The organism is Streptomyces litchfieldiae (assembly GCF_031845365.1).
In the GTDB taxonomy this organism is placed as follows: Bacteria; Actinomycetota; Actinomycetes; order Streptomycetales; family Streptomycetaceae; genus Streptomyces; species Streptomyces litchfieldiae.
Genome location: NZ_JAVREL010000001.1, coordinates 183651 through 200558, shown reverse-complemented (window position 1 = coordinate 200558; position 16908 = coordinate 183651). Strand labels below are relative to the sequence as shown.

Annotated in this window: 11 protein-coding genes; 8 read left to right on the top strand and 3 right to left on the bottom strand. The window is 73.9% G+C overall.

The genetic code is table 11. The features are described 5' to 3' along the window. Positions 1 to 287 precede the first annotated feature (287 nt). Together RM590_RS00925 and RM590_RS00920 are read left to right on the top strand one after the other, a co-directional pair. Entirely contained in the window at positions 288 to 503 is a 216-nt protein-coding gene (locus RM590_RS00925; RefSeq protein ID WP_311702340.1) for a hypothetical protein, read from the top strand. A 47-nt stretch (positions 504 to 550) separates the two neighbouring features. After that, a complete protein-coding gene (locus RM590_RS00920) occupies positions 551 to 3559 on the top strand; it encodes a helix-turn-helix transcriptional regulator (RefSeq protein WP_311702338.1) in 3009 nt (1002 codons plus the stop codon). Positions 3560 to 3595: 36 nt separating this feature from the next. Here the strand turns inward: RM590_RS00920 and RM590_RS00915 are convergent, their stop codons facing one another. Both RM590_RS00915 and RM590_RS00910 read right to left on the bottom strand, forming a co-directional pair. Next, entirely contained in the window at positions 3596 to 4774 is a 1179-nt protein-coding gene (locus RM590_RS00915; protein ID WP_311702337.1) for a PQQ-dependent sugar dehydrogenase, read from the bottom strand. 81 nt (positions 4775 to 4855) lie between these two features. Next, entirely contained in the window at positions 4856 to 5854 is a 999-nt protein-coding gene (locus tag RM590_RS00910; RefSeq protein WP_311702336.1) for an aldo/keto reductase, read from the bottom strand. A 101-nt stretch (positions 5855 to 5955) separates the two neighbouring features. On the opposite strand from RM590_RS00910, the gene RM590_RS00905 reads away from it, so the two are divergent. From RM590_RS00905 to serA, 6 genes are all read left to right on the top strand, one after another. Beyond that, positions 5956 to 6909 (top strand): 2-hydroxyacid dehydrogenase, encoded by a 954-nt coding sequence (locus tag RM590_RS00905; RefSeq protein ID WP_311702335.1) that lies wholly within the window; start codon positions 5956 to 5958, stop codon positions 6907 to 6909. A 118-nt stretch (positions 6910 to 7027) separates the two neighbouring features. Beyond that, complete coding sequence (locus RM590_RS00900; protein WP_311702334.1) at positions 7028 to 9901, top strand: putative bifunctional diguanylate cyclase/phosphodiesterase; 2874 nt, start codon at positions 7028 to 7030, stop codon at positions 9899 to 9901. Between the two features lie 310 nt (positions 9902 to 10211). Next, the gene (locus RM590_RS00895) at positions 10212 to 12110 is read left to right on the top strand and encodes an acetolactate synthase large subunit (RefSeq protein ID WP_311702333.1); all 1899 of its coding nucleotides are present in this window, start codon (positions 10212 to 10214) and stop codon (positions 12108 to 12110) included. A gap of 28 nt (positions 12111 to 12138) precedes the next feature. Further along, the gene (gene ilvN, locus RM590_RS00890; protein WP_311702332.1) at positions 12139 to 12663 is read left to right on the top strand and encodes an acetolactate synthase small subunit; all 525 of its coding nucleotides are present in this window, start codon (positions 12139 to 12141) and stop codon (positions 12661 to 12663) included. A 95-nt stretch (positions 12664 to 12758) separates the two neighbouring features. After that, positions 12759 to 13757: a ketol-acid reductoisomerase gene (gene ilvC / locus RM590_RS00885; RefSeq protein WP_311702331.1), complete on the top strand. Its 999-nt coding sequence runs from the start codon at positions 12759 to 12761 to the stop codon at positions 13755 to 13757. 459 nt (positions 13758 to 14216) lie between these two features. Then, a complete protein-coding gene (gene serA, locus RM590_RS00880; protein WP_311702329.1) occupies positions 14217 to 15806 on the top strand; it encodes a phosphoglycerate dehydrogenase in 1590 nt (529 codons plus the stop codon). A gap of 60 nt (positions 15807 to 15866) precedes the next feature. Here serA and RM590_RS00875 read toward each other — a convergent pair whose 3' ends face one another. Continuing rightward, entirely contained in the window at positions 15867 to 16907 is a 1041-nt protein-coding gene (locus tag RM590_RS00875; RefSeq protein ID WP_311702328.1) for an NAD(P)-dependent alcohol dehydrogenase, read from the bottom strand. Position 16908: the final 1 nt, after the last annotated feature.

Genomic DNA, 16908 nt, shown 5'->3' with positions numbered 1-16908 from the left:
GTGCATCGCAAGGCACCGGATCGCAGCTCATACCCGGCCGTATTCGCGCGATTCGGCTGGGGGCACCTCCCAGACGGAGTCTGGGGGAGCGGCGAGGTGCCGTGACTGGCGTCGCGGGCCCGGGCGGGAACTCGATACAGGCCCTAAGGCCCCGTCGGGTCCCCGCCTAAGGACCCCCCGCGCCGCCAAGTTCCGCAAGCTGCCCGATGCGGGCGCCACCCCTGGGAGCGGAGTGTTGAGGCATCGGGAAACACCGGTGACCAGCGAGATCCAAGGGGATACCCACCATGTTGTACGAACTGATGAACGTCGAGGCCCGGATGGCCGCGCTGCGCGAGGAAGCCGAACGGGAGCGGCTGGCGGCGGTCGTCCGCCGGGCGAACCGCGCGGCCGAGGCCGGTGGGAAGGAGGACAACGGGCGGGGCGCGAGCAGAGGACGGCGGCAGCGCGCCGCGGCGGCCGGTGCCCGGCGCCGGGCGCTGCGCTGGGGCGGGGGCGCGTGATGGCCGCCCCCGGCACGGTGTCGGAGGCATATGCGATCCTGCGGGACATGGAGAACAAGACCGTCAGTCCCGTCTTTGTCGGCCGCGGCCCCGAGCGCGCCGCCCTGGCGGAGGGGCTCATGGCCGCGGACGATGGCAGGCCGCAGGCGGTGCTGATCGGCGGCGAGGCGGGAGTGGGCAAGACACGCCTGGTGGAGGAGTTCCTCCACCAGGCGCACGAGGCGGGGGCGCTCACGGCCGTGGGCGCCTGCGTGGAAGTGGGCGCCGACGGGCTGCCGTTCGCCCCCGTCGCGACCGTGCTGCGGGCGCTGCACCGCCAGCTCGGCGAGGAGCTGACGCGAGCCGCCGCCGGATTCGGCGGCGAGCTGGCCCGGCTGCTCCCCGAGCTGGGGGAGCCCAGCGCCACGGTGCGCGTGGCGCGGGAGGTGGAGGTGCGCGGCCGGCTCTTCGAGCTGACCGCGCGGCTGCTCGAAACGCTGGCCCAGGACCGGGTGCTGGCCCTCGTCATCGAGGATCTGCACTGGTCCGACCGCTCCACCCGGGAGCTGCTGGGCTATCTCTTCCGCTCCCTCCAGGGCGGCCGGGTGCTGATCGTCACCACCTACCGCTCCGACGACATCCACCGGCGCCACCCGCTGCGCCCGTTCCTCGCCGAGCTCGACCGGCTGCGGACGGTCCGCCGGCTGGAGCTGGCCCGCTTCACCCGCGACGAGGTGCGCAGCCAGGTCGCCGGAATCCGCGGCACCCTGCCGCCCGAGGACCTGCTGGAGCAGATCTACCGCCGCTCCGACGGGAACGCCTTCTTCGTCGAGGAGTTGGCCAGCATGTCCGACGGGTGCGGCGCCGGCGGCATCAGCGACTCCGTGCGCGACCTGCTGCTCGTGCGCGTCGAGATGCTGCCGGAGACCGCGCAGCGCGTCGTGCGCATAGCCGCCGAGGGCGGTTCCAAGGTCGAGTACGGGCTGCTGCGCGCGGTCACCGGCATCGGCGAGGACGAGCTGATCGAGGCGCTGCGCGCGGCGGTGGGCGCCAGCATCCTGCGCGCCGACGAGGACGGCACCTACCGTTTCCGGCACGCGCTGGTCCGCGAGGCCGTCGACGACGACCTGCTGCCCGGCGAGCGGACCCGGATCAGCCGCAGGTACGCCGAGGCGCTGGATGCGGATCCCGCGCTGGTCCCGGCCGACGAGCGCCCAGCCCGGCTGGCGACGTACTGGTACCACGCGAACGACCCCGCCAAGGCGCTGCCCGCCGTGGTCGGCGCGGCCACCGGCGCCCGGCGCCAGCACGCCTACGCCGAGCAGCTCCAGTTGCTCGACCGCGCGCTGGAGCTGTGGGACAGCGCCCCCGCGGAGGTCCGGCAAGGGCTGCGGATCGCCGAGGACGCCGAGTCCTATCCGCTGTGCGACTGCGCCGACGACCCGCTGAGCTTCCTCGACATGCTCGCCGAGGTGACGCTCGCCGCCCGGTACGCGGGCGACGCCGAGCGCGGCCTGTCCGTCATCAGCCGCGCGCTGCGCGTGCTGGAGGGCCTCGGCCATCCGCTGCGCGCCGCCTGGTTCTGGACCGAGAAGTCCCGCTTCATGCGGCACCTGGGGCGTGGCAACGGCTGGGCCGAGCTGGGCACCGCGCAGGAGCTGCTGCGCGGCTTCCCGCCCTCGCCCGTGCACGCCCGGGTGCTCACCGAGGCCGCGCTGTGGGGCGCCGTCTTCGACCCGGGGCCGCGCAGCCTGGCCATCGCCGAACGCGCCGTGGAGCTGGCCCAGGAGGTCGGCGACGAGCACACCGCGCTGAACGCCCGCGTCAGCCGGGGCGGGCTGCTGATCGAGACCGGCCGGGGCGAGGCCGGGGTCGTGGACCTGCGGGCGGTGGCCGACCGCGTGGTCGCTGCCGACATGGTCGGCGTTTTCACCCGCAGCCACATAAATCTCCAGTCGCTGCTGGAGTCCATGGGCCGTTCCGAGGAGGCACTCGCCTTCGCCGAGGAGGGCATCCGGCTGGCCTACCGGTACGGGCTGCGCGACACCCAGTCCTGGATCCACGGGAACCGGTCCGACGCCCTGTTCTCGCTGGGCCGGTGGGCCGAGGCGGAGGCGGCGGCGGGCGAGGCGCGGGCCGCCGGCCAGATGCCGGTGACCCGGGCGCTGGCCGCGCAGCGGCTCGCCCGCCTCGCGCTGGGCCGGGGCGACCTGGCGGCGGCCGAGGCGGAGATCACCCTGATGGGCGAGCACCACCGCGCGTACACGGGACTGGCGCCGCAGTACGCGCATCCCTTCGCCCAGCACCGGATCGCCTTCGCCGCGGCGCAGGGCCGGATCCTCGACTGCCGCCGGATCCTGGCCGAGGCCGTGGAGGCGGGGCTGGCGCCCGGCGCCGGCTGTTACACCTGGCCCATGGTGGACGCGGCGGCGGAGGCCGAGTCGGCCGCGCGCGGCGTGGCCGCCGCCGAGCCGGGCCAGGCCGCGGCGGTCGCCATGATCAGGGAGTTCGCGGCGACCCTGCCGCGCGACTACCCGGTGTGGGCGGCCTACGGCCTGATGGTCGAGGCGGAGCTGCGGCGGGCCGAGGGCACGTCGGGGGCGGCCGACTGGTCCGCCGCCGTGGCCGCGTTCGAGGAGCTGCCCCGGCCCTTCGAGCTGGCGCGAATGCGCGCCCGCTGGGCGGAGGCGCTGCTCGCCGACGGCGACCGCGAGCGGGCGGCCGGGCTGCTGGCCCTCGCCCACGCGGTGGCCGGGGAGCTGGGGGCGCGGCCGCTGGCGGGGGAGATCGAGAAGCTGGCCCAGCGGGCGCGGCTGCCGCTCACCGCCGGGACGGCCGCCGCGGCCGCCGACGACGGGTCCTTCGGCCTTACGCCGCGGGAGCGGGATGTGCTGGCGCTGGTGGCGGCGGGCCGGAGCAATCGGCAGATAGCCGAGGAGCTGTTCATCTCGCCCAAGACGGCGAGTGTGCATGTGTCCAACATCCTGGCGAAGCTGGAGGTTTCCGGCCGGGGCGAGGCAGCCGCGCTCGCCCACCGCCTGGGCATCGTGGGCGCCGACCGCGCCGCCTCGGCCTGACGGTCGGGCCCGTCCGGTCGGTCGGGCCGGCCCGCGTCACCGCACGCGCAGCCGCAGGATCCGGTCGTCCTCGCCGGCGGGGGAGCCCCGGCTGTCGGTCTCGTTGGTCACCAGCAGCAGCTCGTCGCCGCCGACGGCCAGCAGCGAGCGCAGCCGGCCGTACTCGCCCTCCAGGAACGCCTGCGGGTCGGCCACCGGCTCGTTGTCGTCCAGCGGGATCCGCCACAGCCGCTCGCCGCGCAGCCCCGCCGCCCACAGCGAGCCCCGGCTGAAGGCCAGGCCGCTGGGCGAGGCGTCGGCGGGCCGCCACCGCTCGACGGGGTCCACGAAGCCCTCCGCCTCGCCGCCCCCGCCCTCGAACTCGGGCCAGCCGTAGTTGCCGCCGGGAACGATCCGGTTCAGCTCGTCCCAGGTGTCGTTGCCGAACTCCGTGGCCCACAGGTCCCCTTCGGAGTCCCAGGCCAGGCCCTGCACGTTCCGGTGGCCCATCGAGTACACCAGGGAGCCGGGGTCCGGGTTGTCCTTGGGCGCGGACCCGGTCGCCGGGTCGATCCGCAGGATCTTGCCGGCCAGCGACTCCGCGTCCTGGGCCAGCTCCCCGTCGCCGGTGTCCCCGGTCGAGGCGTACAGCATCCCGTCCGGGCCGAACGCCAGCCCGCCGCCGTTGTGGATCACCTCGCCCCGGGGGATGCCGGTCAGCAGGTCGCCGTCCGGCTCCAGCCGCTCGCCCTCCGGCGCCGAGGCGTCGTACCGGAAGACGGAGACGCGGTTGTCCGAGGCGGCGGTGTAGTACGCGAAGAGGCGCCCGTTGGACGCGAACTCCGGGTCCAGCGCGAGCCCGAGCAGCCCGCCCTCGCCCTCCCCGCCCCGCACCCCGGGCACCGCGCCCGCCTCGGTGACCTCGCCCGAGTCCACCGCCACCCGGTTGACCACGCCGCTGTCCCGCGAGCCCACCAGCAGGTCCCCGTCCGGCAGATGGACCAGGCCCCAGGGGGAGTCCAGGTCGCTGGCCACGGTCTCCACCACCTCGGCCTCGCCCTCGGCGGGCGGCGGCTCGGCGGCGGGCGCCGTCGACTCCTCCGGCGCCTCGGAGGCCGGAGTCGTCCGCGCCTCCCCACCCCCGCCGTCCCCGTCGTCCGACGAGCAGCCGGCCACCAGCACGGCCAGCGCGGCGACCACGGCCGGCCAGCCGCGCGGCCCTCGACACACCGTCATCAGCGCCTCCCGATCGGGGGATACCGGACCTCCAGCACACCACACCCGCCGCCCCGGCGCAGGACCGTGCGAACGCCCGCGTCAGACCCAGGACTCGCGGGCCGGCGGCAGCGCGCCGATCTCGGCCAGGTCCTCCTCGCTCAACTCCAGCTCGGTGGCCAGCGCGTTCTCCCGGGCCCAGCGGTCCCGGCGGGTGCCCGGCACGGGCACCACATGCCGGCCCTGGGCCAGCAGCCAGGCCAGCGCCACCTGCGCCGGCGTCGCCCCCGGATGCCGCGCGGCGACCCGGCGCAGCCCGGCGACCAACGGCTGGTTGGCCGCCATCATCTCCGCCGTGAAACGCGGGTGTCGGGCCCGGATGTCGTCCGGCCCGAACCCGCCGCCCGGAACCAGCGTGCCGGTCAGGAAGCCGCTGCCCAGCGGCATGGCCGCCAGGAACCCGACCCCGCGCGCCTCGCACCACGGCAGCAGCTCCGCGAGGGCCGCCCGGGACCACACCGACAGCTCGGCCTGCACCGCGCTGACCGGGAACACCTGCTGCGCCCGCGTCAGCAGCCCCAGCGTGGGCCCGTGCCCGGGGGCGCCGGCCGACCCCGGCCCGCCGCGCGCCGACAGCGCGCACAGCCCCAGCGCCCGCACCTTCCCCGCCCGGACCAGCTCCGCCATCGCGCCCCAGGTCTCCTCCACCGGCACCTCGGGGTCCACGCGGTGGAGCTGGTACAGATCGATCACGTCCGTCCGCAGCCGGCGCAGCGACGCGTCACAGGCCCGCCGCACATACGCCGGGCGGCCGTTGGCCACGATGTGCGCCTCGCCCACCAGCAGCCCGCACTTGGTCGCCAGGAAGACGTCATCCCGGCGCTCCTTCACCACCCGGCCCAGCAGCAGCTCGTTGGTGAACGGGCCGTACATGTCCGCCGTGTCCAGCAGCGTGCAGCCCGCGTCCAGCGCCGCGTGCACCGCGCGCAGCGCCGCCTCCCCGTGCCGTCCCGGCGTGCTGTACCCCCAGCTCATCGGCATGCAGCCCAGCCCGACGGCGCCCACCCGCAGCGCCCCCGCGCCCATCGTTCTGTACCGCACCGACGCCGTTCCTTCCCCGCGCTCGCCCCGCCGCGCCCGCTCCAACGTAACCGCTGCCACCGACAGCGCCCCGCCCCAGGGGCGCGGTTAGCCTGGGCGGCATGACCAATCCGGATGTCTGGCTGCCCTTCCCGCCCGCCGAACTGGCGCCCCTGCCCGCCTCGCTCAACTACGTCCACTGGGACGGGGAGCCCGAGTTCCCCGCGGATCCGGCCCGTTGTGTCTTCTACGCCGTTCCCTACATGAAAGGTCCGGAGGTCGCCCAGCGTCCCCTGGAGCACATGACCGTCGTGCGCGCCGTGCAGACCCTCACCGCGGGCGTCGACCACATGCTGCCCGCCGTGCCGCGGCTCCCCGCGGGCGCCGTGCTGTGCAACGCGGGCGAGTTGCACAACACCAGCACCGCCGAACTGGCGCTCGCCCTGGTACTGGCCGCCCAGCGGGACATCCCCGGCGCCGTGCGCGCCCAGCCCGAGGGCCGCTGGGAGCCGGCCGTGCGGCCCTCGCTGGCCGACCGCCGGGTGCTGATCGTTGGCTACGGCGGCATCGGCGCCGCCATCGAGGACCGGCTGCGGCCCTTCGAGGTGGCCGAGGTGATCCGGGTGGCCAGCCGCGCGCGGGACAGCGACCACGGCCCCGTGCACGGCGTGGCCGAGCTGCCCGAACTCCTGCCGCGCGCCGAGGTGGTCATCCTCACTACCCCGCTGACGGACGCCACCCGCGGCCTGGCCGGGGCCGAATTCCTCGCCCGTATGCCGGACGGCGCGCTGCTGGTGAACGTCTCGCGCGGCGCGGTGGTCGACACCAAGGCGCTACTGGCCGAACTGGAATCCGGCCGGCTGCGCGCCGCGCTCGATGTCACCGACCCCGAACCGCTGCCCGCCGAGCATCCGCTGTGGCGCGCGCCCGGTGTGCTGATCACGCCGCACGTGGGCGGCCCGTCCACCGCGTTCCGGCCCCGGGCCGACCGGCTGCTGCGCGCTCAACTGGCGCGTTTCGCCGCGGGTGAGCCCCTGAAGTACATCGTCGCAACCGGTGGCGCGCCCGTGGCGTGAACCGGCACCTCCCCCCAGACCGTCACGTTCGGTGATTTCCTTATGTCGCTGAGTGACGGTTCTGGTGTATCGTCCGTCCCGGGGTGAGCCCGGAACGAGAGAGGGGGGTGACTGGCGCATGCACCGTTCCCGGAGCGAGTGGCCGGCCGAGGACGGCCCCGCGGCACATCCGCTGAGCGGCGCGGTTCCCCAGCTCGCGCTCGCCGCGGTCTGCGCGGGCTACGCGACGGGGGCCGTCCTCGGCTGGGGGTCCCCCCAAGTGGCCAGGGCCATGGGGGACTTCGGGCTGAGCGCGGCGGCCTTCCTGGCGGCCGGCTCCTGCCTCTGGTACGCGCGGCGGGGGGCCGGCGAGTTCCACGCCGCCTGGACGCTGTTCGGCCTCTCCTCGATCATGATGGGCCTGGGGAACGCCATCTGGGGCTGGTACGAGGTCGTGCTGCGGCAGCCGGTGCCGCGCATCTCGTCCGCCGACCTGTGCTTCCTGCTGTTCGCGCCGCTGGCCATCGTCGGCCTGCTCATGCTCGCCAAGCGGCCGGTCACCCGGGCCGGCTGGGTCTGCCTGGGCCTGGACGCCTGGCTGATAGGCGGCTCGATGATGACGCTCTCGTGGAGCGTCGCCCTGGCCCAGACGGCCCAGCGGCAGGGCGAGACCGTGGCCCGCGCCGCGCTCGCCCTGGCCTATCCCCTGCTGGACATCGCCCTGGTCAGCACGGTCCTGGTGCTGCACTTCCGGCGCAGCGCCGCGCACCGCCCCGCTATCAACGCCGCGGTCGGCGCGCTCGCGCTCACCGTCCTGTGCGACGCGCTGTTCACCTCGCCGATGATGCGCGAGCGGTACAGCTCCGGGCAGTTGCTCGACGCCGGCTGGTTCGCCGGCTCGCTGCTGCTGGCCTGCTCGCCCTGGCTGGCCGCCCGGGGCCGGGAGGCCGCCGCCGTACGGGCCGCCGACGGCGCGGACGGCACCGCGCCCCCGGGCGTGCCGCTGGCCGGCCCGCTCACCGCGCTGGTGCCCTATCTCGCGGCCGCGGTCTGCGTGTTGAGCATCCTCTTCACCGTGATCAACGGCCGGGACGTGGACCGCGTCGTCGTCTTCGCGGCCTGCGGGGTCGTCCTCGCGCTGCTGGTGCGCCAGGGCATCACCCTCATGGACAACGTCTCGCTGACCCGCGAGCTCGCCCAGAAGGAGAACTACTTCCGGTCCCTGGTCCAGGGGTCGAGCGACGTCATCATGATCGCCGACCCGGACGGCAGGCTGCGCTACGTCAGCCCCGCCGCCACCGGGGTCTACGGCCAGGAGGCCGAGCGGCTCACCGGCAGCGAGCTGTCCGCGCTCATCCACCCCGACGACTTCGGCCGCGTCCAGCACGAGCTGCGCCGGTTCCTGTCGGTGCCCGCCGCCCGCGAGCCGGCCACCCGGATCGAGTGCCGCGTGCGGCACGGCGCCGGCCACTGGCTCAACGTCGAGTCCAGCGTCAAACGGCACGACGGCGGCCTCATCTTCAACAGCCGCGACGTCACCGAACGGGTCCGGCTCCAGGAGCAGTTGCAGCACAGCGCCTCCCACGACGCGCTGACCGACCTGCCCAACCGCGCCCTGTTCACCGAGCGGGTGCGGCTGGCCCTCGGCGGCGGGCAGGGCGCCGACCCCGGCACCGCCGTTCTCTTCATCGACCTCGACGGCTTCAAGGAGGTCAACGACTCCGCCGGCCATCAGACCGGGGACGAGCTGCTGATCCAGGCCGCCCAGCGGCTGCGGGAGGCGGTCCGGTCGGGGGACACCACCGCCCGGCTCGGTGGCGACGAGTTCGCGGCGCTCATCGCCGGCGAGCCCGGCGGCGAGCCGCAGCCGCACGAGTACCGCATCCGGGAGATCGCCGAGCGCGTGCGGGCCGCCCTCAGCCGGCCCTACGCCATCGACGGCCGGCCGATCCGGGTGGCCGCCAGCATCGGCGTCGCCTTCGCCGAGCCCGGCACCACCCCGGCCGCCCTCATGCGCAACGCCGACCTGGCCATGTACCGCGCCAAGCAGTCCGGCAAGGGCCGGGTCGAGCTGTACGCGCCGCAGTTGCAGGCCGAGGCCGTGCGCCGCACCGAGCTCGCCGACCGGCTCGGCCGCGCCCTGCGCGCCGGCGAGTTCACGCTGCTGCACCAGCCCATCGTCGAGCTGGCCGACGGCCGGGTCGCCGCCGTCTCCGCGCAGGCCCGCTGGCGCTGCCCGCACGGCCCGCTGGCCACGCCCCTGGAGTTCCTGCGCGGCGGCCGGCGCCAGTCCGCGGCGGCGGCGCACCCCGAGGAGGAGCAGGCCGCCGAGGTCACCGGCTGGCTGCTGGAGCAGACCGTGGCCGAGGCCGCCCGCCGCCACCGCAAGGGCCACACCGTGCCGGTCAGCGTGCGTGTGCCCGGCGGCCGGCTGGCCGCCCGCGCCCTGGGCGCCGGCGGCGTCGAGGCGCTGCTGCACCGGCACGGACTGCCCCCCGAGGCGCTGATGATCGAGCTGCCCGAGGCCGAGTCCGTCCTCGCCTCCGACGAGCTGCGCCGCCGCCTGACCGACCTCAGCGGTCTCGGCGTCGGCCTGGCCCTGGGCGGCTTCGGCAGTGGCGGCACGGCCGCCGCCGCGCTCCACCGGCTGCCCGTGCACCTCGTCCGGCTCGACGGCGAGCTCGTCGACGGCCTGCTCGACTCGCCCGCGTTGCACAAGATCGCGGCCGGCCTGCTGCGCATGGCCTCGGATCTGGGCATCGACTCCCTCGCCGACGGTGTGGACCATCCCGAGCAGGCCGCCGCCCTGCGCTCCATGGGCTGCCGCCACGCCCAGGGACTGGCCTTCAGCGAGCCGCTGGAGGCCGCCCGGCTGCGCCGGGTGCTCGACGAGGGGAGACTGCCCGTTCCGCCCGCCGCCGCCACGGTCCCGGCCCAGCCGGCCACCCGCCGGGGCGACCGTTCCCCGTCCGCGGCGGCGGATTCCGCCCCCTCACCCATCGCGCCCACATAGTGAGACGTCATTCGCGCTCGCTTGACACACGGCAGGGCGGGGGAGCAGTGTCTGTTTCATGCGCACCCGAATTCTCGTACTTGGACGGCGCGTCGGCTGACCCCGGGACGACCCCGTGGGCCCCCAGCGGCGCGCTCCCCCTCGCATGCCTTATGGCACGAGGGGTTTTTTGTTGCACCGAGCCCGGTGCACGCCCCCCGGATCCCGCCCGGCCTCCCCGGATTCCGCACCCCGGAGGCACCCCGGGAGGCACCCGACCGACCAGCACCCGCACCAGCACCACCACCCTCACGCCGAGAAGAGACGGACCATGACCGAGCAGGCCACCGGGTCACCCAAGCCACAGCCCCGAGCACCCAGAGGCGGCGCGCCGCAGCCCACCGCCACTGTCGCGACCATGACGGGCGCCCAGTCCCTCATCCGCTCCCTCGAGGCGGTCGGAGCCGACACGGTGTTCGGCATCCCCGGTGGCGCGATCCTGCCCGCCTACGACCCGATGATGGACTCCACCGCGGTCCGGCACATCCTGGTCCGCCACGAGCAGGGCGCCGGCCACGCCGCGACCGGCTACGCGCAGGCCACCGGCAAGGTCGGGGTGTGCATGGCCACCTCCGGCCCCGGCGCGACGAACCTCGTCACCCCCATCGCCGACGCGCACATGGACTCCGTGCCGCTGGTCGCCATCACCGGCCAGGTGGCCAGCAAGACCATCGGCACCGACGCGTTCCAGGAAGCCGACATCTGCGGCATCACGCTGCCGATCACCAAGCACAACTTCCTGGTCACCGACCCCGCCGAGATCCCGCGCACCATCGCCGAGGCGTTCCACATCGCCGCCACCGGCCGCCCCGGCCCCGTCCTGGTCGACATCGCCAAGGACGCGCTCCAGCGCCAGACCACGTTCGTCTGGCCGCCCGCCCCGGACCTGCCCGGCTACCGCCCGGTCAGCCGCCCGCACGCCAAGCAGATCCGCGAGGCCGCCCGCCTGATCGCCGAGGCCCGGCGCCCGGTGCTCTACGTCGGCGGCGGCGTCATCAAGGCCCACGCCGCGGCCGAGCTGCGGGCGCTCGCCGAGCTGACCGGCGCCCCCGTCACCACCACGCTGATGGCCCTGGGCGCCTTCCCCGACACCCACCCCCAGCACCTGGGCATGCCCGGCATGCACGGCTCGGTCGCCGCCGTCACCGCGCTCCAGAAGGCGGACCTGATCGTCGCCCTCGGCGCCCGCTTCGACGACCGGGTCACCGGCAAGATCGACTCGTTCGCCCCGCACGCCAAGATCGTCCACGCGGACATCGACCCCGCGGAGATCGGCAAGAACCGCCTCGCGGACGTCCCGATCGTCGGCGACGTCAAGGAGGTCATGACCGATCTGGCCGCCGCCCTGGGCGGCGAGGAGGCCAGGGCCGCCCGAGGCCCGGAGGCCGCCGACCGCTACGCCGCCTGGTGGGACCAGCTCAACCGGTGGCGCGACACCTACCCGCTGGGCTACGACCTGCCGGAGAACGGCACCCTCTCCCCGCAGCAGGTCATCGAGCGCATCGGGCAGCTCGCCCCGGCCGACACCATCTACACCGCCGGCGTCGGCCAGCACCAGATGTGGGCCGCCCACTACCTGACGTTCGACCGCCCCGGCACCTGGCTGAACTCCGGCGGCCTGGGCACCATGGGCTACGCTGTCCCGGCCGCGCTGGGCGCCAAGGCCGGCCGCCCCGACACCACCGTGTGGGCCATCGACGGCGACGGCTGCTTCCAGATGACCAACCAGGAGCTGGCCACCGCCGCGCTCAACAACATCCCGATCAAGGTCGCCGTCATCAACAACGGCGCGCTGGGGATGGTCCGCCAGTGGCAGACCCTCTTCTACAACCAGCGGTACTCCAACACCGTGCTGCGCGGCGACGGCCCCGCTGGCACCTACAGCGGCTCCGCCGCGGGCGACGGCTCCGCCACCAGCACCGGCACCCGCATCCCCGACTTCGTCAAGCTCGCCGAGGCCATGGGCTGCGTGGGGCTGCGCTGCGAGGACCCCGAGCAGCTCGACGCCGTCATCGAGAAGGCCAACGCCATCACCGACCGCCCCGTCGTCATCGACTTCATCGTCCACGAGGACGCCATGGTCTGGCCGATGGTCGCGGCCGGCACCTCCAACGACGAGGTCATGGCCGCCCGCGGGGTCCGCCCCGACTTCAGCGACGCCGACGACTGACCGCCCACCGCCGAGGTAACGAACCGACATGTCCAAGCACACCCTCTCCGTCCTGGTGGAGAACAAGCCCGGCGTCCTCTCCCGGATCACCTCGCTGTTCTCCCGCCGCGGCTTCAACATCGACTCGCTCGCGGTCGGCACCACCGAGCACCCCGAGGTCTCGCGGATCACCATCGTGGTGAACGTCGAGGACCTGCCCCTCGAGCAGGTCACCAAGCAGCTCAACAAGCTGGTCAACGTCCTGAAGATCGTGGAGCTCGACCCGGCCGCGGCCGTTCACCGGGAGCTCGTTCTGGTGAAAGTCCGCGCCGACAACGAGACGCGGTCCCAGATCGTCGAGATCGTCCAGCTCTTCCGCGCCAAGACGGTCGACGTCGCCCCCGAGGCCGTCACCATCGAGGCCACCGGCAGCAGCGACAAGCTGGAGGCCATGCTCCGCATGCTGGAGCCGTTCGGCATCAAGGAGCTGGTGCAGTCCGGCGCCATCGCCATCGGCCGCGGCGCCCGTTCCATCACCGACCGCTCGCTGCGCGCCCTGGAGCGGACCGCATAGCGAGACCGCCCCGCACACCACCCGTCCCCACGGCATACGGTGGTCCGCACGCGCGGACCACCGCGTGGAGAAACACCAGAGGGAGAAAACTCAAAGTGGCCGAGCTGTTCTACGACGACGACGCCGACCTGTCCATCATCCAGGGCCGCAAGGTCGCGGTCCTCGGTTACGGCAGCCAGGGCCACGCCCACGCGCTGTCCCTGCGTGACTCGGGCGTCGATGTCCGCGTCGGCCTGCACGAGGGCTCGAAGTCCCGGGTGAAGGCGGAGGAGCAGGGCCTGCGGGTGACGAGCCCGGCCGAGGCCGCCGCCGAGGCCGACGTGATCATGATCCTGGTCCCGGACCCGATCCAGGGCAAGGTGTACGAGGAGTCCGTCCGCGAGAACCTGAAGGAGGGCGACGCGATCTTCTTCGGCCACGGGTTCAACATCCGGTTCGGCTTCATCAAGCCCCCGGCCGGCGTGGACGTCTGCATGGTCGCCCCCAAGGGCCCGGGCCACCTGGTGCGCCGCCAGTACGAGGAAGGCCGCGGCGTGCCCTGCATCGCCGCCGTCGAGCAGGACGCCACCGGCGGCGCCTTCGCCCTGGCCCTCTCCTACGCCAAGGCCATCGGCGGCACCCGGGCCGGCGTGATCAAGACGACCTTCACCGAGGAGACCGAGACCGACCTCTTCGGCGAGCAGGCCGTGCTGTGCGGCGGCACCTCGGCGCTGGTGAAGGCCGGCTTCGAGACGCTGGTCGAGGCCGGTTACCAGCCGGAGATCGCGTACTTCGAGTGCCTGCACGAGCTCAAGCTGATCGTGGACCTCATGTACGAGGGCGGCCTGGAGAAGATGCGCTGGTCGATCTCCGAGACCGCCGAGTGGGGCGACTACGTCTCCGGCCCGCGCGTCATCACCGCCGACACCAAGGCCGAGATGAAGCGGATCCTGGGCGAGATCCAGGACGGCACCTTCGCCAAGAACTGGATGGCCGAGTACAACGCGGGCCTGCCGAAGTACAACGAGCTCAAGAAGCAGGACGGCGAGCACCTGCTGGAGACCACCGGCAAGGACCTGCGCAAGCTCATGAGCTGGGTCGACGAGGAGGCCTGAGCCCTCCCCGCCCCGAGGGCCCGTTTTCAAAGAGGTCGCCCTGCCCACGCCGCTCCCCCGCAAGCGGGAGGTACCCCCAGGCACGCACACTCGCTGCTCCCCCAGCTAACGCTGGGAGGTGCCCCCAGCCGAATCGCCCAAGTACGTCCCCCAGCCCGGCGGCTGGGAGGTGCCCCCATCCGTACGAGTGGCGATCCGGCGCCTTGCGATCGCACGCACCAGACGACGCGGGCGGACGGACGCCCCCTTTGAAGACGGACCCTTGCCGCCCAAGGGAGTTCGCTCGATTGAGCGGTGGGTCCGGCAGGCGCCTGCCGGACCCACCAGCGCGCCGATACACTGCACTGCGAAAGCGCGTCACAGGCTCACAGCGTCGTGCGTCTCCACGCGGCTGCCCCACCTCTCCCCCCGCCGTCGGCCGTCGGGACGCGGCCTTCCGCAAAGGACCAGTGAGACCCAGTGAGCAAGCCCGTCGTACTCATCGCCGAAGAGCTTTCCCCCGCCACCGTCGACGCCCTGGGGCCCGACTTCGAGATCCGGCACTGTGATGGCGCGGACCGCACCGACCTGCTGGCCGCGATCGCGGACGTGGACGCCGTTCTCATCCGCAGCGCCACCCAGATCGACGCCGAGGCCATCGCCGCCGCCCGCCGCCTGAAGGTCGTCGCCCGCGCCGGCGTCGGCCTGGACAACGTCGACGTCCCCGCCGCCACCAAGGCCGGCGTGATGGTGGTCAACGCGCCCACCTCGAACATCGTGACCGCCGCCGAGCTCGCCTGCGGCCTCATCATCTCCACCGCGCGGAACATCCCCCAGGCCAACGCCGCGCTGAAGAAGGGCGAGTGGAAGCGCAGCAAGTACACCGGTGTCGAGCTCGCCGAGAAGACGCTCGGCGTCGTCGGCCTCGGCCGCATCGGCGTGCTGGTCGCCCAGCGCATGGCCGCCTTCGGGATGAACGTCGTCGCCTACGACCCCTATGTGCAGCCGGCCCGCGCCGCGCAGATGGGCGTCAAGCTGATGACCCTCGACGAGCTGCTCGCCGTCTCCGACTTCATCACCGTCCACCTGCCCAAGACGCCCGAGACGCTGGGGCTGATCGGTGACGAGGCGCTGCACAAGGTCAAGCCCTCGGTCCGCATCGTCAACGCCGCCCGCGGCGGCATCGTGGACGAGGCCGCGCTGCTCAGCGCGTTGAAGGAGGGCCGGGTCGCCGGCGCCGGGCTCGACGTCTACTCGTCGGAGCCCTGCACGGACTCCCCGCTCTTCGAGTTCGACACGGTGGTCGGCACCCCGCACCTCGGCGCCTCCACCGGCGAGGCCCAGGAGAAGGCCGGCATCTCCGTCGCCAAGTCCGTACGGCTGGCGCTGGCCGGCGAGTTGGTGCCCGACGCGGTCAACGTCCAGGGCGGCGTCATCGCCGAGGACGTGCGGCCCGGGCTGCCGCTGGCCGAGAAGCTGGGCCGGATCTTCACGGCGCTGGCCGGCGAGGTCGCGCAGCGCCTCGACGTCGAGGTGTGCGGCGAGATCACCCAGCACGACGTCAAGGTGCTGGAGCTGTCCGCGCTCAAGGGCGTCTTCGAGGACGTCGTCGCGGAGACCGTCTCCTATGTCAACGCCCCGCTGTTCGCGCAGGAGCGCGGCGTCGAGGTCCGGCTCACCACCAGCTCCGAGTCGCCCGACCACCGGAACGTGATCACGGTCCGCGGCACGCTCACCAGCGGCGAGGTCGTGTCGGTCTCCGGCACCCTGGCGGGCCCGAAGTTCCTGCAGAAGATCGTCGGCATCGGCCCGCACACGCTGGACCTCGCGGTCGCCGACCACATGGCGTTCCTCCGCTACACCGACCGGCCCGGCGTCGTCGGCACGCTCGGCCGGATCCTCGGCGAGGCCCAGATCAACATCGCGGGCATGCAGGTCGCCCGCGCCGAGGAGGGCGGCGAGGCGCTGATCGCCCTCACCGTGGACGGCACGATCCCCGCGCCGGTCCTCGCCGAGATCGCCTCCGAGATCGGGGCCACCTCCGCCCGCGGCGTCGACCTCACCGACTGACGAGCCGCCCGTCCGGCGGGGGAGCGTCCCGGCCCCCGCCGAAGGGCCGCTCCGGGCGGATCAGCCGCCCGGCAGAACGACCGCGCGCCCGCTGATCTTCCCGGCGTGCAGCCGCTCGTAGGCCAGCGGGGCCTCGTCGATGCCGAACGTCTCCACGTGCACCTCGACCGCGCCGCCCCGGGCCAGCGCCAGCACCTCGCCCAGCTCGCCGCGGCTGCCCCAGTAGGGCGCGGCCACCGCCACGTCGAACGCGGTGGTGTTGATCCCGACCGGCAGCGCGCCGCCGCCGATGCCGACGATGGAGACGTCCGCCTCCACCGCCGCGAGGGCGCCCGCGATGGTCACGGTGGGCTGCGCGCCCACGAAGTCGAACACCGCCTCGGCGCCCAGCCCGCCGGTCAGCTCCCGCACCCGGTCGGCGGCCCGGTCGTCGGAGAGCACGGTCTCGTGCGCGCCGACCGTCCGCGCCAGGGCCAGCTTCTCGTCCGCCACATCCAGGGCGATCACCCGGCTCGGCGTCAGGGCGCGCAGCAACTGGATGGCGACGTGGCCGAGCCCGCCCGCGCCGATGACCACGGCGGTGCTGCCGGGCACCAGCTTGGGCAGCGAGCGCTTGATCGCGTGGTACGGCGTCAGCCCCGCGTCGGTCAGCGGCACGGAGGTGACCGGGTCCAGGCCGTCCAGCGGGACCAGGAAGCGGGCGTCGGAGATCAGTTGGTACTCGGCCATCGAACCGGGCGCGCCCAGGCCCGGCGGGAAGATGCCGAGCTCGGCCGCGCGCAGGCAGTAATTCTCCTTGCCCTGCGCGCACTTGGCGCACCTGCCACAGCCCTGCGGACCGTAGACGGCGACGAGGTCGCCCTCCGCGAGACCGGTGACGCCCGAGCCGATGGCTGCGACCGTGCCCGCGCCCTCGTGGCCCAGAGTCAGCGGCAGCCGGTAGGGGAAGCCCTCGGCGGGCCAGCTCATCACGGCGATGTCGGAGTGGCACACGCCCGCCGCGGCCACTTTGAGCAGGACCTGCCCGGGCCCCGGCTCCGGATCCGGCAGTGTGACGACCTCCGGGGCCGCCCCTATCTCCCGGTACTGGACTGCCTTCATG

Coding starts and splice junctions, on each gene's coding strand:
- RM590_RS00925 (WP_311702340.1), top strand. CDS start 288: ATGTTGTACGAACTGATGAACGTCGAGGCCCGGATGGCCGCGCTGCGC.
- RM590_RS00920 (WP_311702338.1), top strand. CDS start 551: ATGGAGAACAAGACCGTCAGTCCCGTCTTTGTCGGCCGCGGCCCCGAG.
- RM590_RS00915 (WP_311702337.1), bottom strand. CDS start 4,774: ATGACGGTGTGTCGAGGGCCGCGCGGCTGGCCGGCCGTGGTCGCCGCG.
- RM590_RS00905 (WP_311702335.1), top strand. CDS start 5,956: ATGACCAATCCGGATGTCTGGCTGCCCTTCCCGCCCGCCGAACTGGCG.
- RM590_RS00900 (WP_311702334.1), top strand. CDS start 7,028: ATGCACCGTTCCCGGAGCGAGTGGCCGGCCGAGGACGGCCCCGCGGCA.
- RM590_RS00895 (WP_311702333.1), top strand. CDS start 10,212: ATGACCGAGCAGGCCACCGGGTCACCCAAGCCACAGCCCCGAGCACCC.
- ilvN (WP_311702332.1), top strand. CDS start 12,139: ATGTCCAAGCACACCCTCTCCGTCCTGGTGGAGAACAAGCCCGGCGTC.
- RM590_RS00875 (WP_311702328.1), bottom strand. CDS start 16,907: ATGAAGGCAGTCCAGTACCGGGAGATAGGGGCGGCCCCGGAGGTCGTC.